Origin of the sequence: Pseudomonas sp. EA_65y_Pfl2_P74 (genome assembly GCF_963970575.1) — a bacterium.
In the GTDB taxonomy this organism is placed as follows: Bacteria; Pseudomonadota; Gammaproteobacteria; order Pseudomonadales; family Pseudomonadaceae; genus Aquipseudomonas; species Aquipseudomonas baetica_A.
Window position 1 is genome coordinate 60,749 of sequence record NZ_CAXAOQ010000015.1, and the last position, 14,689, is coordinate 75,437.

Genomic DNA, 14,689 nt, shown 5'->3' on the forward strand with positions numbered 1-14,689 from the left:
GCCCATGGACAAGCATGACGATGTGACGGATCTGATCCGTGCCCGGGATGTTCGCAGTTTCGAGTCCTGGGCACTGCCCAGTTTCGATCCGCCGAAACCGGAACCCGAGCCGGAGCCGGAGCCCGAACCGCCGGAAATGGAAGAAGTGCCGCTGGAAGAAGTCCAGCCACTGACCCTGGAAGAACTCGAAAGCATCCGTCAGGAGGCCTACAACGAGGGTTTCGCCATCGGCGAAAAAGAGGGTTTTCACAGTGCCACGCTCAAGGTGCGTCAAGAGGCCGAAGTGGCCTTGGAGGCTAAACTTGTCAGCCTTGAGCAATTGATGGGGCATCTGTTCGAGCCCATCGCCGAACAAGACACGCAGATCGAAAAGTCGTTGGTCGACCTCGTACAGCACATCACCAAACAGGTGATCAAGCGCGAGTTGGCCATCGACTCGAGCCAGATCGAACACGTCATGCGCGACGCCCTCAAGCTGCTGCCGCTGGGCGTCGATAATGTGCGCTTGTACATCAACCCTCAGGACTTCGAACAGGCCAAAGCCCTGCGCGAGCGTCATGAGGAAACCTGGCGCATCGTCGAGGACGAATCCTTGATGCCGGGTGGGTGCCGCGTTGAAACCGAGCAAAGCCGAATCGACGCGAGCATTGAAACCCGCGTCACTCAGGTCATGGACAAGCTGTTCGATCAGTTGCACGAACAGGCTCTGCACCCGGCCGCGCCGGACTTGAGTCTGGATATCCCTGAGGACGCCAAACCGGTGGCGGCCCCAGACGAGCCGCTCGCGGACGCCACCGATGCGCCTTGAACGCACCAGTTTCGCCAAGCGCCTGAGCACTTATGCCGAGGCCACTGAAATGGCCGGTGCGCCCATTCTCGAAGGTCGCCTGCTGCGGATGGTCGGCCTCACGCTGGAAGCCGAAGGCCTGCGCGCAGCCATGGGCACGCGCTGCCTGGTGATCAACGACGACAGCTATCACCCTTCGCAGGTTGAAGCGGAAGTCATGGGCTTCTCCGGTAGCAAAGTCTTTTTGATGCCGGTCGGCAGCGTCGCCGGTATCGCCCCGGGCGCCCGTGTGGTGCCGCTGGCCGATACCGGTCGCTTGCCGATGGGCATGAGCATGCTCGGTCGTGTGCTCGACGGCGCCGGTCGCGCGCTGGACGGCAAGGGCGGCATGAAAGCCGAAGACTGGGTGCCGATGGACGGCCCGACGATCAACCCGCTCAACCGTGACCCGATCAGTGTTCCACTGGATGTGGGCATTCGTTGCATCAACGGTTTGTTGACGGTCGGCCGGGGGCAGCGACTGGGCCTGTTCGCCGGTACCGGTGTCGGTAAATCCGTATTGCTGGGCATGATGACTCGCTTCACTGAGGCCGACATTATCGTCGTGGGTCTGATCGGTGAGCGGGGTCGTGAAGTCAAGGAGTTCATCGAGCACATTCTCGGTGAAGAAGGCCTCAAGCGTTCGGTGGTGGTGGCCTCGCCAGCGGACGATGCGCCGTTGATGCGTCTGCGCGCAGCCATGTACTGCACGCGGATCGCCGAGTATTTTCGCGACAAGGGCAAGAACGTTCTGTTGCTGATGGATTCGTTGACCCGTTTTGCCCAGGCCCAGCGGGAAATCGCCCTGGCCATCGGCGAGCCGCCCGCGACCAAGGGGTATCCGCCGTCGGTGTTTGCCAAGTTGCCCAAGTTGGTGGAGCGCGCCGGTAATGCGGAGAAGGGCGGGGGGGCGATTACCGCGTTCTATACCGTGTTGTCCGAAGGCGATGACCAGCAGGACCCGATTGCCGACTCGGCCCGAGGCGTACTTGACGGCCACATCGTGCTGTCCCGGCGCCTGGCCGAGGAAGGGCACTACCCGGCCATCGATATCGAAGCGTCGATCAGTCGGGTAATGCCAGCGGTGGTGTCGTCGGAACACATGCAGCGCGCGCAGTATTTCAAACAGCTATGGTCGCGTTATCAGCAGAGTCGCGATCTGATCAGCGTCGGCGCTTATGTTGCAGGTGGTGACCGCGAGACCGATCTGGCGATTTCCCTGCAACCACAATTGGTCAGGTATCAGCGTCAGGGGCTGAACGACAGCATCAACATGGGGGAGAGCCAAGCCTATCTTGAAACCCTCTTCGCGCCAGCGGCGGGCGGATAACCGGCCATGGCTGTCAGCCGAGCAGCGCGCCTGGCGCCGGTAGTGGACATGGCCGAGCAAGCCGAGAAAACCGCCGTGCAGCGTTTGGGCTATTTCCAGGGGCAAGTGAAGGTAGCCGAAAGCAAGCTCGCCGACCTGCATGCCTTTCGCCTGGATTACTCGCAGCAATGGATCGTGCGCGGCAGCACCGGTGTTAGCGGGCAATGGCTGCTAGGGTTTCAGGGGTTTCTGGCGCAACTCGACACCGCCGTTGATCAGCAGCGCCAGAGCCTGGTCTGGCATCAGAATAATTTGGACAAGGCGCGTGAGGCTTGGCAGCAGGCCTTCGCCAAAGTTGAAGGCCTGCGCAAACTGGTGCAGCGCTATCGCGAGGAGGCGCAGCGCCTTGAAGACAAACGCGAGCAGAAGTTGCTCGACGAGTTGTCCCAACGTCTACCCCGACATGATCCTTACTAAAAATAAGTACCTCAAGCTCGTACATGTATTTGATCGTGTATTGCGCCTTGCTCCTGCGCATGCCAAGTGCTAAACCTTGTACACGTTCGCAATGACAAGGAAGCCAGTCAATGTCAGTCGTTAGAGAAGTATCTCCGGATGGTCAAAAACTGACGATCTCGGTCAAGGGGCGTTTCGATTTCGGTCGCCATCAGGAGTTTCGCGAGTCTTATGAGGGGCTCAGCCGTAAGCCTGAGTCCATCGTGGTCGACCTTAAAGACGCGACCTATCTCGACAGCTCTGCGCTGGGTATGCTGCTCCTGCTGCGCGATCATGCTGGCGGTGATGAATCGGACGTACGGGTGGTCAACAGCAGCTCCGACGTACGCAAAATTCTCGCCATTTCCAACTTCGACAAGCTCTTCCACATCAGTTGACGACCATGCAGGCGCAAGAGCCGCTGACGATCCTGATCGCCGAAGACAGCGCCGCTGACCGTTTGCTGCTGTCGACCATCGTTCGTCGTCAGGGCCATGAAGTGCTCACGGCGGCCAACGGTGCCGAAGCCGTCGATATTTTCCGCCGTCAGCAACCCAGTCTTGTCCTGATGGACGCGATGATGCCGGTGATGGACGGTTTCGAGGCCGCGCGACAGATCAAGGCGCTGGCAGGGGAAACCCTGGTGCCGATCATCTTCCTCACGTCGCTGACCGAAAGTGAAGCCCTGGCGCGTTGCCTTGAGGCAGGAGGTGACGACTTTCTGGCGAAGCCCTACAACCAGGTCATCCTCGCCGCCAAAATCAAGGCGATGGATCGGTTGCGCCGTTTGCAGGCCACTGTGCTGCAACAGCGCGACCTGATTGCCAAACATCACCATTATTTGCTCAACGAGCAACGTGTCGCCAAAGCGGTGTTTGATAAGGTCGCGCATTCCGGTTGTCTGAGTGCGCCGAATATCCGCTATTTGCAATCGCCCTATGCGCTGTTCAATGGTGACCTGCTGCTGGCGGCGCACACCCCCGCGGGCGACATGTATTTGCTGTTAGGCGATTTTACCGGCCACGGTTTGCCGGCCGCGGTGGGTGCCATGCCGTTGGCCGAAGTGTTTTACGGCATGACGGCCAAGGGCTACGGCCTGGCCGAAACCCTGCGAGAGATGAATGCCAAGCTCAAGCGTATTTTGCCGGTGGACATGTTTTGCTGCGCAACGCTGCTGTGCCTGAGTTTCCAGAGGCGTTCGGTGGAGGTCTGGAACGGCGGCATGCCTGACGGCTATCTGCACCGGATTGCCAGCGGCGAGCGTATTCCGTTGGCCGCGCAGCATCTGCCGCTGGGCGTTCTGAGTCCGCAAGCGTTCGATGACAGTACGCAAGTCTATCCGATGGCTGTCGGTGATCGGGTTTTCCTGTTGTCCGACGGGGTGATCGACACCAGCAATGCCCATGATCAACTGTTCGGTGTCGAGCGTTTGCAGCAGGTGTTTGCTGCCAATCGCGAGCCTGATCGGTTGTTCGAGGATATCGAGCGGGCGCTGTGCGATTTTCGTGGTGAGGCGCGTGATGACGTGAGCATGGTCGAGATCAGCCTGCTGGAGCCAGTGCAGGCCAATCCTTCGCAGCCGATGTATTCGGACAGCGGCCAGTCGTGCCCGCTGGACTGGTCGGTGAGCTTCGAGTTTCGCGGCGCTACGCTCAAGCGTTTCAATCCATTGCCATACCTGTTGCAGTTGCTGCTCGAAGTGCATGGGTTGCGAGCGCAAAGCGGCGCGTTGTACAGCGTGCTCGCCGAGTTGTATTCCAATGCACTGGAGCACGGAGTGTTGGGGCTGGATTCCAGTCTCAAACGCGATGCTGCCGGATTCGCCCGCTACTATGAACAGCGCAATGCGCGTCTGGAAGCATTGCAGGACGGTTATGTCCGCGTACATCTACAGGTGCAGCCGCAAGGTTCAGGTGGCTGTCTGGTCATTCGGGTTGAAGACAGTGGCAAGGGGTTTGATGTTGCCCGGGTGATGGATCGGCCAATCGAAGATGTCCGTCTGTCGGGGCGTGGTGTCAGCTTGATCCGCCAATTGGGGCGCAACGCGAGCTGGTCGGACCAGGGCCGTAGTGCCCGCGTGGAATTTTCCTGGGGGGTTGGTGCATAATCCGCGCAATTCTTGATCAAGGAGTGAGCAAGTGACTGACGAACATGTGGATCACGAAACGCTGAGCGTCCTGCGCGAAGTCATGGAGGAAGGTTACCCGGAACTGCTGGATACCTTTCTGGCCGACTCCAGGCTGCGTCTGGACGATCTTCAAGTCACCGTCGACGCCAAAGCGCTGTCGGACGTTGCCCATAGTTTCAAGGGCAGTGCCAGTAACATGGGAGCCATTCGATTGGCTGAACTGTGTCGTGAACTGGAAGCCGAAGCCAAGGACAAGAGTGCGACGCAAATTGCCCAACTGATCGCCGATATCATTGGCGAGTTTGAGTTTATAAGCGCTGTCTACGAAAAAGAGCGACAGCAAGCGCTGACTCACTGACTCCCACCGTCCGGCGCTTTTCTTCGGCGCCGGACAAAACTGGCCCGGCACTTGCAGATATCTCGGTCAACTGTACCTACGATCCCAGTGCAGCGGAGACCGTTTTATGCCTGCGACCCCCAACATTCTTCTTCAGAGCGCCGCTCAGGCGAAGGCTCAAGCTGCCTCTGCCAAGTCGTCGGCAATGGCCCTGGACGCCGGGGGCAAGGCCTCAAGCTTCGCTGAAGTGTTTGCCGATCAAGGCCCGAGAAAATCTGCCGCAACCCCCGACATGGCGATTAAACCGGCGCGTGACAAGGTTGCTGACAACAGCGGTAAAACGGACGTTGGCAAGGATTCGGCTGCCGCCGCACAACCGACGGTTGCCGATAGCGGCAATGACTTGCCTGCCGACAAAACACCGGCAGCCGACGACAAGACAAACAACAGCGACGACAGCCCGGACACCGCTCAGGCCCCAGTGGCGGACGCTACACCGGTCGATCCGGCACTGGCAGAAAGCGTGCAACCGGTCGTCACGGCTCCTGTGGGGCCGGCCCCGGTTGTCGAAGCGACACCTTCCACCAAAACCGATACCCCGGCAGTAGCCTTGCAGCCCAGTGCGGTCAAGGACCCTTCGGCCACCGCCGACAGTGATTTCGACCCGGCAGCCGATCCCCTCGACTCGCTCCCGGTGGTGCGCATGGCGATGGAGCAGGGCGGACACATTTCCTCTGCCAGTCAGGCGCAACCCAAAGCTGCGCCCGCACAGGCTCAGGCCGACGGTGAATTGACCTCGGCGCAGAACTTCGCCGCGGGCATGGCCAGCATGCTCGATGTGCAGGCCGACAAGGACAGTACCAGTCAGGGTGGGGAGAAGGCTTTCAGCGGCCTGATCGACGACGGGCTCAAAGACCTCAAATCCGCCACCAGTGACACTCGGGTCGACGACTTCGCCAACCGTCTGGCGGCACTGACCCAGGCAGCCACGCCTAAGACCGCCAACGTCGTGCCGGTCAGTCAGCCAATCGCCATGCATCAAAGCGGCTGGACTGAAGAAGTGGTCAACCGCGTCATGTATCTGTCGAGCGCCAATCTGAAGGCGGCGGATATTCAGTTGCAGCCGGCTGAACTGGGGCGTCTGGATATCCGGGTCAATATGGTTCCGGACCAGCAGACTCAGGTGACGTTCATGAGTGCACACCCGAGTGTGCGTGAGGCGCTGGACGGGCAGATGCATCGTCTGCGCGAGATGTTCGCCCAGCAAGGTATGGGGCAGGTCGACGTCAATGTGTCTGACCAGAACCGTGGCTGGCAGGGGCAGCAAGGTCAGGATCAGGCGCAGCAGGGCCAAAGCGGTCGCACCAGTGCTGCCGGTGGCCGACTGGATTCGGCGGATGAAGAATTGGCGCCTGTCAGCGTGGCCGAAGCTGTCGCGCAGACCACCAGCGTGATTGGCTCCAGCGCCGTCGACTACTACGCCTGACACAACCCAGTACCCCCTGTGGGAGCGGGCTTGCTCGCGAATGCGCAATGACATTCAACATTAATGTTGGCTGACACACTGCATTCGCGAGCAAGCCCGCTCCCACATTGGTTTTGTGTGTTCTCCCAATTTGCTCCGACACTTCTGGCATAACACTTGCTCTTGCCTTGCCGTGCGACTGTGAAAACCCGAATAGTGACGGATTATTGGCATGGCGAAGAGCGAAACAGCAGCAGTAAAAGACCCTGCAACCAAAGGCAAACTCAAGCTGATCATTGTGATCGTGCTGGCATTGCTGCTGGCCATCGGCGCGTCTGTGGGGGCGACCTGGTTCTTCATGCACAGTGCCCAGAGCAAATCTGCCGAGGCGGCCGAGACTGTTCCGGTTGGTAAGCAACCGGCGATTTTCGAGCCGATGGCGCCGGCATTCGTCGCCAACTACAACCAGAACGGCCGTCAGCGCTACATGCAGGTGAGTATCACCATGCTGGCGCGTAATCAGGCCGATCTGGAAGCGCTCAAAGTGCACATGCCGGTGATCCGCAATAACCTGGTGATGCTCTTCTCCGGTCAGGATTTTGCCACTCTGGCGACCCCGGTCGGGCAAGAGATGTTGCGCCAGAAGGCCACAGCCAGCGTCCAGGAAGTGGCGCAGAAAGAGCTGGGCAAAGTGGTGATCGAACAGTTGCTTTTCACTAATTTCGTACTGCAGTAGGAACACGACATGGCCGTGCAGGATCTGCTGTCCCAGGATGAAATCGACGCGTTGTTGCATGGCGTCGACGATGGTCTGGTACAGACCGATAACGCTGCCGAACCCGGCAGTGTCAAAAGCTACGACCTGACCAGTCAGGATCGCATCGTCCGCGGGCGTATGCCGACCCTGGAAATGATCAACGAGCGTTTTGCCCGCTACACACGTATCAGCATGTTCAACATGCTGCGCCGCTCGGCGGACGTTGCCGTCGGTGGCGTGCAGGTGATGAAGTTCGGCGAATACGTGCACTCGCTGTACGTGCCGACCAGTCTCAACCTGGTCAAGATCAAACCTTTACGCGGCACCGCGCTGTTCATCCTCGACGCCAAACTGGTGTTCAAACTGGTGGACAACTTCTTCGGCGGCGACGGCCGTCACGCCAAGATCGAAGGGCGTGAGTTCACCCCGACCGAACTGCGCGTGGTGCGCATGGTGCTGGAGCAGGCGTTCGTCGATCTGAAAGAAGCCTGGCAGGCGATCATGGAAGTCAATTTCGAGTACATCAACTCGGAAGTGAACCCGGCCATGGCCAACATCGTCGGCCCGAGCGAAGCGATTGTGGTCTCCACGTTCCACATCGAACTCGATGGCGGTGGCGGCGATCTGCACGTGACCATGCCGTACTCGATGATCGAGCCGGTGCGCGAAATGCTCGACGCCGGTTTCCAGTCCGATCTCGACGATCAGGACGAACGCTGGGTCAACGCCCTGCGCCAGGACGTGCTCGATGTCGACGTACCGATCGGCGCCACCGTTGCTCGCCGTCAGTTGAAGCTGCGCGACATCCTGCACATGCAGCCGGGCGATGTGATCCCGGTTGAAATGCCGGAAGACATGATCATGCGCGCCAACGGCGTGCCAGCCTTCAAGGTCAAGATGGGTTCGCACAAAGGCAACCTCGCGTTGCAGGTAATCGAGCCCATCGAGCGTCGCTGAAGCGGCGCTCTCACCCCCACACATTTAGCTGAATTTTTGCCCGCCGAGGACAAATGATGAACGACGATATGAACGCCCAGGACGATCAGGCACTGGCCGATGAATGGGCTGCTGCCCTGGAAGAGACTGGCGACGGCCAGGCTGACATCGACGCCTTGCTGGCCGCTGATGCCGGCGCATCGAGCTCCGACCGTCTGACGATGGAAGAGTTTGGCAGCGTGCCGAAGAATAACGACCCGGTCACACTGGACGGTCCGAACCTGGACGTGATCCTGGATATCCCGGTGTCCATCTCGATGGAAGTGGGCAGTACCGACATCAACATTCGCAATCTGCTGCAACTGAACCAGGGGTCAGTGATCGAGCTCGATCGTCTGGCGGGTGAGCCGCTGGATGTGCTGGTCAACGGCACCCTGATCGCTCACGGTGAAGTGGTCGTGGTCAACGAGAAGTTCGGCATCCGCCTGACCGACGTGATCAGCCCAAGCGAACGCATCAAGAAGCTGCGCTGAGTGAAACGGTTTCTCTGGGCTTTGCTGGCATTGCCGCTGAGCGTGCTGGCCGCCGAACCGTCGACAGCCACCACGGTGCCTGCCGCCACAGCGCCAATGGTCAACAGCGGCGTGGCCGGGCAGTTGACGCAACTGGTGTTTGGCCTGTTGCTGGTGCTGGGCGTGATCTTCTTCCTTGCCTGGCTGTTGCGCCGGGTCCAGCAGGCCGGACCTGCCGGCAAGGGGCAAGTGATCGAACTGATCGGTTCACGCGCACTCGGTCCGCGTGACCGCTTGCTGCTGGTGCAGGTCGGCAACGAGCAGATTTTGCTTGGGCTCAGCCCCGGCACCATCACCGCGCTGCATGTGCTCAAGGAACCGGTCGAAGTGCCTGCGACCCGTGAAAAAGCGACCCCTGAATTTGCTCAGCATCTGCTGAAGATTCTCGGCAAGGATCAGAAGGATACGAAGTAATGGGTGCGCTACGCATCGTCTTGACGCTGGCCCTGTTGCTGGCCGCGCCACTGGCGTTCGCCGCCGATCCGTTGTCGATCCCGGCAATCACGCTGGGCACCAACGCCGACGGCGCGCAGGAGTATTCGGTCAGTCTGCAGATTCTGCTGATCATGACCGCGCTGAGCTTTATCCCGGCGGCGGTCATCCTGATGACCAGTTTCACCCGGATCATCATCGTCTTCTCGATTCTGCGTCAGGCCCTTGGCCTGCAACAGACACCGTCGAACCAGATCCTCACAGGTATGGCGCTGTTTTTGACGATGTTCATCATGGCGCCAGTGTTCGACCGGGTGAACAACGATGCCTTGCAACCCTATCTGGCGGAAAAACTCACCGCTCAGCAAGCGGTGGAAAAGGCGCAGGTGCCGATCAAGGACTTCATGCTCGCGCAGACTCGTTCCAGCGACCTTGAGCTGTTCATGCGTCTGTCCAAACGTACCGACATCGCCACGCCTGATCAGGCGCCGCTGACGATTCTGGTACCGGCGTTTGTCACTTCGGAGCTTAAAACCGCGTTCCAGATCGGTTTCATGATCTTCATCCCGTTCCTGATCATCGACCTGGTCGTGGCCAGTGTGCTGATGGCGATGGGTATGATGATGCTCTCGCCGCTGATCATTTCGCTGCCGTTCAAGATCATGCTGTTCGTACTGGTCGATGGCTGGGCGCTGATCATCGGCACCCTGGCCAGCAGTTTTGGAGGTGTCTCGCCATGACGCCAGAAGTCGCCGTCGATATCTTTCGTGAAGCACTGTGGCTGACTACATTGATGGTTGCGATTCTGGTGGTGCCGAGCCTGTTGGTCGGTTTGATGGTGGCGATGTTCCAGGCCGCGACCCAGATCAACGAACAGACCCTGAGCTTCCTGCCGCGTCTGCTGGTGATGCTGGTGACCCTGATCGTCGCAGGCCCCTGGATCGTGCAGACGTTCATGGAATACATCATCCAGTTGTACAAAAACATACCGATGGTCATCGGCTAAGCCATGCAATCGCTGCTTCAGCTGACCGATACCCAGATCAGTACCTGGGTGGCCTCGTTCATGTTGCCGCTGTTTCGCGTCGCCTCAATGCTCATGGTGATGCCAGTGTTCGGCACGACCCTGGTGTCGCGCCGGATACGCTTGTATTTCGCCGTGGCCATCACCGTGTGCATTGCGCCGAGCCTGCCGCCGATGCCGGCGGTCAGCCCATTGGATCTCAGCGGTTTGCTGCTGATTGCCGAGCAGATCCTGGTCGGCGCCGTTCTGGGGTTTTCCCTGCAGTTGTTCTTTCAGGCGTTTGCCGTGGCCGGACAGATCGTCGCGATACAGATGGGTATGGGCTTCGCCTCGATGGTCGACCCGGCCAACGGCGTCTCGGTGGCGGTGATCGGGCAGTTCTTTACCATGCTCGTGACCCTGTTGTTCCTGTCGATGAACGGCCATTTGGTAGTGTTCGAAGTCCTCACCGAAAGCTTCACCACGCTGCCCGTCGGCGGCGGTTTGATGACCGCGCAGTACTGGGAGCTGGCCGGCAAACTCGGCTGGGTGCTGGGGGCTGCATTATTGCTGGTATTGCCGGCGGTCACTGCGCTGCTGGTGGTCAACATCGCGTTTGGCGTGATGACCCGTGCGGCGCCTCAATTGAACATTTTCTCCATCGGTTTCCCGCTGACTCTGGTGCTCGGGCTGTTCATCGTCTGGGTTGGTCTGGCGGATATTCTCAATCAGTATCAACCGCTGGCCACCGAGGCCTTGCAGTTGTTACGCGAACTGGCACGGGCGCGCTGAGTCATGGCGGAGAGCGAAAGTGGTCAGGACAAAACAGAAGACCCCACGGAAAAACGTAAAAAGGACTCCCGCGAGAAGGGTGAGATCGCTCGTTCCAAAGAACTCAACACCCTTGCCGTGATGATGGCCGGTGCCGGCGCGCTGCTGGTGTTCGGCGGCATGTTGGCTGAAGACTTGATGGAGCTGATGCGCCTGAACTTCACGCTGTCCCGTGAGGTAATCATGGATCAGGGCTCCATGGGCGCGTTTCTGTTGCAGTCGGGCCAGATGGCGCTGTTGGCGATCCAGCCGATCATGATCACCCTGCTGCTGGCGGCGCTGATCGGGCCGATTTCCCTCGGGGGCTGGCTGTTTGCGGCGGGCTCCATGGCGCCCAAGTTCAGTCGGATGAACCCGGCGTCGGGCCTGAAGCGGATGTTTTCGTTCAAGGCGGTGGTCGAACTGCTCAAGGCGCTGGCCAAGTTTCTGATTACCTTGGGCGTGGCGTTGGCGGTGTTGTCGGCGGACGTCGACGACTTTTTGCGGATCGCCCACGAGCCGCTTGAAATGGCCATCATTCACAGCGTCACGCTGGTCGGCTGGAGTGCGTTGTGGCTGGCCTGTGGCCTGATCATCATCGCCGCCGTCGACGTGCCGGTGCAGCTCTGGGAAGCCCACAAGAAACTGCTGATGACCAAGCAGGAAGTGCGCGACGAGCACAAGGATCAGGAGGGGCGGCCGGAGGTCAAGCAACGCATCCGCCAGACCCAGCGCGAAATGTCCCAGCGGCGGATGATGGCGGCGATTCCCGACGCCGACGTGGTCATCACCAACCCGACCCACTATGCCGTGGCGCTCAAATACGATTCGGAAAAGGGCGGGGCGCCGGTGCTGCTGGCCAAGGGCAGTGACTTCCTGGCGCTGAAGATCCGCGAAATCGCCGTGGCCAACAACGTCATGCTGCTCGAGTCGCCGGGGCTGGCGCGCTCGATCTACTACTCCACCGAACTTGAGCAGGAAATTCCTGGTGGCCTCTACCTGGCGGTTGCTCAGGTGTTGGCCTACGTCTACCAGATTCGCCAATACCGCGCCGGCAAGGGCAAACGCCCGGATCCGCTCAAGGATGATTTGCCGATTCCGCCGGATTTGCGCCGCGATTCCTGACGTTGCGGCGAAGCCATTTGTCTGCGCTCCCCCATGACTGTCAACTCTGACAGGTGCAGTCGCCGTGATTTTGCAGTTTGATGCTTGTTAACGCCGCATACCCGGTACGGGTACTTCGAGCGAGCGCAAAGGAGCACGACAATGAAAGGTACGTTCACAAGCTATGACGCTAAAACCGGTAAAGGCATCATCACCCCGACGCGCTCGGGAAGTTCTTTTGCTGCCGCAACAGGTTTTTTTCTTGCGGACAAAGGTTACAAATTCAGTATTGCGTTGATGGACGAACATCGTGAAAAAATCAAAGTGGGCGATCCGGTCGAGTTTGACGAACCGAAAACGGCGGGAGGAGAAGCAACAAATCTACGAATTAATCCAGATCGCCCGCTGAAGTAGTCTGCGGCTGTACGACGGAGGGTTACCGTCTGTCTGAAAACCCTGTCTGCCTGTCAGATCTGACAGTAGACGCCACCCTCCAGCTGCGCTGCCATACATTCGGGAATAATCCCTCGGCGCAGAGAGCACGATCATGACAGAACGAATCTACAAAAAACTCGAAGGCATGACGCTGGAATATGTTTCAGGGAGGTTGGAGGCGAATCCGAAGGAAAGGTCTATCCGGTACACGGTCAGCTTCGATCTGGATCTGGACTTCATCCACTTTGTGCAGATGGCCAATATTTATGTCCCGGATTATCTCGATAATCCGATCAACGCCATCAGGCCCGAGCTCTACGGTCTGGCTTATCACTACTCCTACAACTATTTGTTTGACGCTGCGGGGAAAATCCACGACAACCAGGCGTTGTTCGAGCTGTTCACCTCGCCAGGCTATTACATGGATCAATGGGCGACGGGGCGTGATTTGGAGGCGCGTTATGGCAAGCCGGTGTTCGAGCTGATCGGCCGCAAGCTACGCATGACGGCACGGCAAGACTTTCGGTCACTGGACGGCACGAGCCAGATTGAAATAGGTGATTTGCCAATTATTCAGTTTCATTGGGCCCTCAATCTGCTGCAGGGCCATTCGGCGGTTCCACAGATCAAGGTGCCAGAAACCAAGGTCGTGCTCATGTACATGGATGAGGATTTCGTTGAGGTCGACGGGCAGGCAATATTCCGGGGTACGCAGTACATTGATAGCAAACAACTCGCCTTCGGTAATATTTCGCCCAAGCAGATTCTGACCGCGCAGTAACCAGCGCTCAAACCAAAAGATCGCAGCCACGGCAACTCCTACCGTTGAAATGAACCTCAGTGGTAGCTTCCGAAGGCTGCGATCTTTTGATCTATGTGTAATCCAGGCTTATTCAGGTATGAAAAAGTCTTCCTATAGGTTTTGTCGCCTGACGCACCTAAGTCGTGAACAGACGCACTCCCCCTACTCTATGGGCTTGGGCACTACTGGGTGAAGCAAGGACGAACCACATTCATACAAGACGGTGCCCTGTCCCCGTTGAGCCATGAAACAAAAAACCGCTGTCCGGATTGAGTCGGGCGGCGGTTTTTTTATGCCTGAATACAGGTGTTGGCTGTGAAGCAGCCTTCGCGAGCAAACCCGCTCCCACAGGGGGTGGTGTCGATCACAAGTCTGGGTTCACAACGCTGAACCTGTGGGAGGGGGCTTGCTCCCGAAAGCGTCAGCAACCTGCTAATTCGGCAACTCCAGATTATCCATCACCCGATTCACCGCCAGCTCGCCGAGCATGATCAGTTGCGCGATCCCCAGCAGCGTCCTGCGCTGCGATGCGGGTATGAGATGGGCGAAGTCATGAGCGATGGTTCTGGCTGAGGCGAGTGTTTCGCTGGCATCGGCCAGCAGTTCCTCATTTTTGAAGTCAGCGGTAACGGCGTACATCCGGCGGGTTTTACGCGGTGGTGGCGTGGAGCCGGGTGGGCAGAGGTAGTGATCGAGGGCGCGTTCGGCGGCATCGTTGAGTTTTTTTGAATCGAGGGATTCGTAGGGGGAGGCGAGGTCGATTTCGGGTGGGTTGGGTGTTGGTTTGATCATGGTGAAGCTCCTAGAGTCATTGGAGCTGCCAGCGTTCGCTGCGAGACGAATGAGGGTGGCAGCTATACGCGGGTCGCAGACCGGGACTCTAGAACCGGCAGACCCGAAGGTCTCCCACGTACAGCCGCCATAAAAAAAGCGGGTGTTGTGCGTCCAGAGATCGACGGGCTGCGAGACCCGATCGCTGATTCGTCAGCGACCGGACCACAATAGAACCCGCCCCCAAGGCGCACAAGCCGGCGGATTCTGTCGTAGCTGTAGGCAATGGCGCAAGAATTTGTAGCCTGAAAGGCGTGTCTGAAGGTGTCTTTTAAACGCCTGAGTTTAAAAGGCGATTTGCGCTGACTTCACTGGCCCGTTCGCGAGCAAGCTCACTCCCACATTTGAAATGCGTTTCCCTGTGGGAGCGAGCTTGCCCGCGAAAGGGCGATACCGGTCAGTAGAAAAATCTCGATCAAGCGCCGCTGTTTAAATCATTGGTTAAAT

The 14,689-nt window shown here is 58.8% G+C and carries 18 protein-coding genes; 17 read left to right on the forward strand and 1 reads right to left on the reverse strand.

The window, feature by feature from the left end; translation table 11 throughout:
- The first annotated feature begins 4 nt into the window (after positions 1–4).
- From fliH to AACY18_RS14270, 17 genes are all read left to right on the forward strand, one after another.
- Entirely contained in the window at positions 5–808 is an 804-nt protein-coding gene (gene fliH / locus AACY18_RS14190; RefSeq protein WP_339465201.1) for a flagellar assembly protein FliH, read from the forward strand.
- Entirely contained in the window at positions 798–2,156 is a 1,359-nt protein-coding gene (gene fliI, locus AACY18_RS14195; protein WP_339465202.1) for a flagellar protein export ATPase FliI, read from the forward strand. Before fliH ends, fliI begins: the two co-directional genes overlap by 11 nt.
- Positions 2,157–2,162: 6 nt before the next feature.
- A complete protein-coding gene (gene fliJ / locus AACY18_RS14200; RefSeq protein WP_339432606.1) occupies positions 2,163–2,612 on the forward strand; it encodes a flagellar export protein FliJ in 450 nt (149 codons plus the stop codon).
- 110 nt (positions 2,613–2,722) lie between these two features.
- Positions 2,723–3,028 (forward strand): STAS domain-containing protein, encoded by a 306-nt coding sequence (locus AACY18_RS14205; RefSeq protein ID WP_339432605.1) that lies wholly within the window; start codon positions 2,723–2,725, stop codon positions 3,026–3,028.
- Positions 3,029–3,033: 5 nt separating this feature from the next.
- Complete coding sequence (locus AACY18_RS14210) at positions 3,034–4,737, forward strand: ATP-binding SpoIIE family protein phosphatase (RefSeq protein ID WP_339432604.1); 1,704 nt, start codon at positions 3,034–3,036, stop codon at positions 4,735–4,737.
- A 31-nt stretch (positions 4,738–4,768) separates the two neighbouring features.
- Entirely contained in the window at positions 4,769–5,116 is a 348-nt protein-coding gene (locus tag AACY18_RS14215) for an Hpt domain-containing protein (protein ID WP_339432603.1), read from the forward strand.
- 106 nt (positions 5,117–5,222) lie between these two features.
- Positions 5,223–6,581, forward strand: coding sequence for a flagellar hook-length control protein FliK (locus tag AACY18_RS14220; RefSeq protein WP_339432602.1), 1,359 nt, complete (start codon positions 5,223–5,225; stop codon positions 6,579–6,581).
- 211 nt (positions 6,582–6,792) lie between these two features.
- Positions 6,793–7,296, forward strand: a complete 504-nt coding sequence (fliL, locus tag AACY18_RS14225) for a flagellar basal body-associated protein FliL (protein WP_221731974.1) — start codon at positions 6,793–6,795, stop codon at positions 7,294–7,296.
- Between the two features lie 9 nt (positions 7,297–7,305).
- Positions 7,306–8,274: a flagellar motor switch protein FliM gene (gene fliM, locus AACY18_RS14230; RefSeq protein ID WP_003222890.1), complete on the forward strand. Its 969-nt coding sequence runs from the start codon at positions 7,306–7,308 to the stop codon at positions 8,272–8,274.
- A gap of 56 nt (positions 8,275–8,330) precedes the next feature.
- Entirely contained in the window at positions 8,331–8,786 is a 456-nt protein-coding gene (gene fliN, locus AACY18_RS14235; protein WP_401138226.1) for a flagellar motor switch protein FliN, read from the forward strand.
- Positions 8,787–9,239 (forward strand): flagellar biosynthetic protein FliO, encoded by a 453-nt coding sequence (gene fliO / locus AACY18_RS14240; RefSeq protein WP_339465204.1) that lies wholly within the window; start codon positions 8,787–8,789, stop codon positions 9,237–9,239.
- The gene (gene fliP / locus AACY18_RS14245; RefSeq protein WP_339432600.1) at positions 9,239–9,997 is read left to right on the forward strand and encodes a flagellar type III secretion system pore protein FliP; all 759 of its coding nucleotides are present in this window, start codon (positions 9,239–9,241) and stop codon (positions 9,995–9,997) included. Before fliO ends, fliP begins: the two co-directional genes overlap by 1 nt.
- The gene (gene fliQ / locus AACY18_RS14250; RefSeq protein ID WP_339432599.1) at positions 9,994–10,263 is read left to right on the forward strand and encodes a flagellar biosynthesis protein FliQ; all 270 of its coding nucleotides are present in this window, start codon (positions 9,994–9,996) and stop codon (positions 10,261–10,263) included. The genes fliP and fliQ overlap by 4 nt, the downstream gene beginning before the upstream one ends.
- A gap of 3 nt (positions 10,264–10,266) precedes the next feature.
- Positions 10,267–11,052: a flagellar biosynthetic protein FliR gene (fliR, locus tag AACY18_RS14255; RefSeq protein ID WP_122593412.1), complete on the forward strand. Its 786-nt coding sequence runs from the start codon at positions 10,267–10,269 to the stop codon at positions 11,050–11,052.
- A gap of 3 nt (positions 11,053–11,055) precedes the next feature.
- The gene (flhB, locus tag AACY18_RS14260; protein WP_339465206.1) at positions 11,056–12,195 is read left to right on the forward strand and encodes a flagellar biosynthesis protein FlhB; all 1,140 of its coding nucleotides are present in this window, start codon (positions 11,056–11,058) and stop codon (positions 12,193–12,195) included.
- Between the two features lie 141 nt (positions 12,196–12,336).
- The gene (locus AACY18_RS14265) at positions 12,337–12,588 is read left to right on the forward strand and encodes a hypothetical protein (protein ID WP_339465207.1); all 252 of its coding nucleotides are present in this window, start codon (positions 12,337–12,339) and stop codon (positions 12,586–12,588) included.
- A 133-nt stretch (positions 12,589–12,721) separates the two neighbouring features.
- Positions 12,722–13,390: a hypothetical protein gene (locus AACY18_RS14270; RefSeq protein WP_339432596.1), complete on the forward strand. Its 669-nt coding sequence runs from the start codon at positions 12,722–12,724 to the stop codon at positions 13,388–13,390.
- Positions 13,391–13,843: 453 nt separating this feature from the next.
- Here the strand turns inward: AACY18_RS14270 and AACY18_RS14275 are convergent, their stop codons facing one another.
- Positions 13,844–14,203, reverse strand: a complete 360-nt coding sequence (locus tag AACY18_RS14275; RefSeq protein ID WP_339432595.1) for a DUF6124 family protein — start codon at positions 14,201–14,203, stop codon at positions 13,844–13,846.
- Positions 14,204–14,689: the final 486 nt, after the last annotated feature.

What these genes read in the sequence shown, in the direction of transcription:
- AACY18_RS14220 (WP_339432602.1), top strand. Translation starts at nt 5,223, where the DNA reads ATGCCTGCGACCCCCAACATTCTTCTTCAGAGCGCCGCTCAGGCGAAG.
- AACY18_RS14210 (WP_339432604.1), top strand. Translation starts at nt 3,034, where the DNA reads ATGCAGGCGCAAGAGCCGCTGACGATCCTGATCGCCGAAGACAGCGCC.
- AACY18_RS14265 (WP_339465207.1), top strand. Translation starts at nt 12,337, where the DNA reads ATGAAAGGTACGTTCACAAGCTATGACGCTAAAACCGGTAAAGGCATC.
- fliR (WP_122593412.1), top strand. Translation starts at nt 10,267, where the DNA reads ATGCAATCGCTGCTTCAGCTGACCGATACCCAGATCAGTACCTGGGTG.
- fliL (WP_221731974.1), top strand. Translation starts at nt 6,793, where the DNA reads ATGGCGAAGAGCGAAACAGCAGCAGTAAAAGACCCTGCAACCAAAGGC.
- fliI (WP_339465202.1), top strand. Translation starts at nt 798, where the DNA reads ATGCGCCTTGAACGCACCAGTTTCGCCAAGCGCCTGAGCACTTATGCC.
- AACY18_RS14270 (WP_339432596.1), top strand. Translation starts at nt 12,722, where the DNA reads ATGACAGAACGAATCTACAAAAAACTCGAAGGCATGACGCTGGAATAT.
- flhB (WP_339465206.1), top strand. Translation starts at nt 11,056, where the DNA reads ATGGCGGAGAGCGAAAGTGGTCAGGACAAAACAGAAGACCCCACGGAA.
- fliH (WP_339465201.1), top strand. Translation starts at nt 5, where the DNA reads ATGGACAAGCATGACGATGTGACGGATCTGATCCGTGCCCGGGATGTT.
- fliN (WP_401138226.1), top strand. Translation starts at nt 8,331, where the DNA reads ATGAACGACGATATGAACGCCCAGGACGATCAGGCACTGGCCGATGAA.
- fliM (WP_003222890.1), top strand. Translation starts at nt 7,306, where the DNA reads ATGGCCGTGCAGGATCTGCTGTCCCAGGATGAAATCGACGCGTTGTTG.
- fliQ (WP_339432599.1), top strand. Translation starts at nt 9,994, where the DNA reads ATGACGCCAGAAGTCGCCGTCGATATCTTTCGTGAAGCACTGTGGCTG.
- fliJ (WP_339432606.1), top strand. Translation starts at nt 2,163, where the DNA reads ATGGCTGTCAGCCGAGCAGCGCGCCTGGCGCCGGTAGTGGACATGGCC.
- AACY18_RS14275 (WP_339432595.1), bottom strand. Translation starts at nt 14,203, where the DNA reads ATGATCAAACCAACACCCAACCCACCCGAAATCGACCTCGCCTCCCCC.
- fliP (WP_339432600.1), top strand. Translation starts at nt 9,239, where the DNA reads ATGGGTGCGCTACGCATCGTCTTGACGCTGGCCCTGTTGCTGGCCGCG.
- AACY18_RS14205 (WP_339432605.1), top strand. Translation starts at nt 2,723, where the DNA reads ATGTCAGTCGTTAGAGAAGTATCTCCGGATGGTCAAAAACTGACGATC.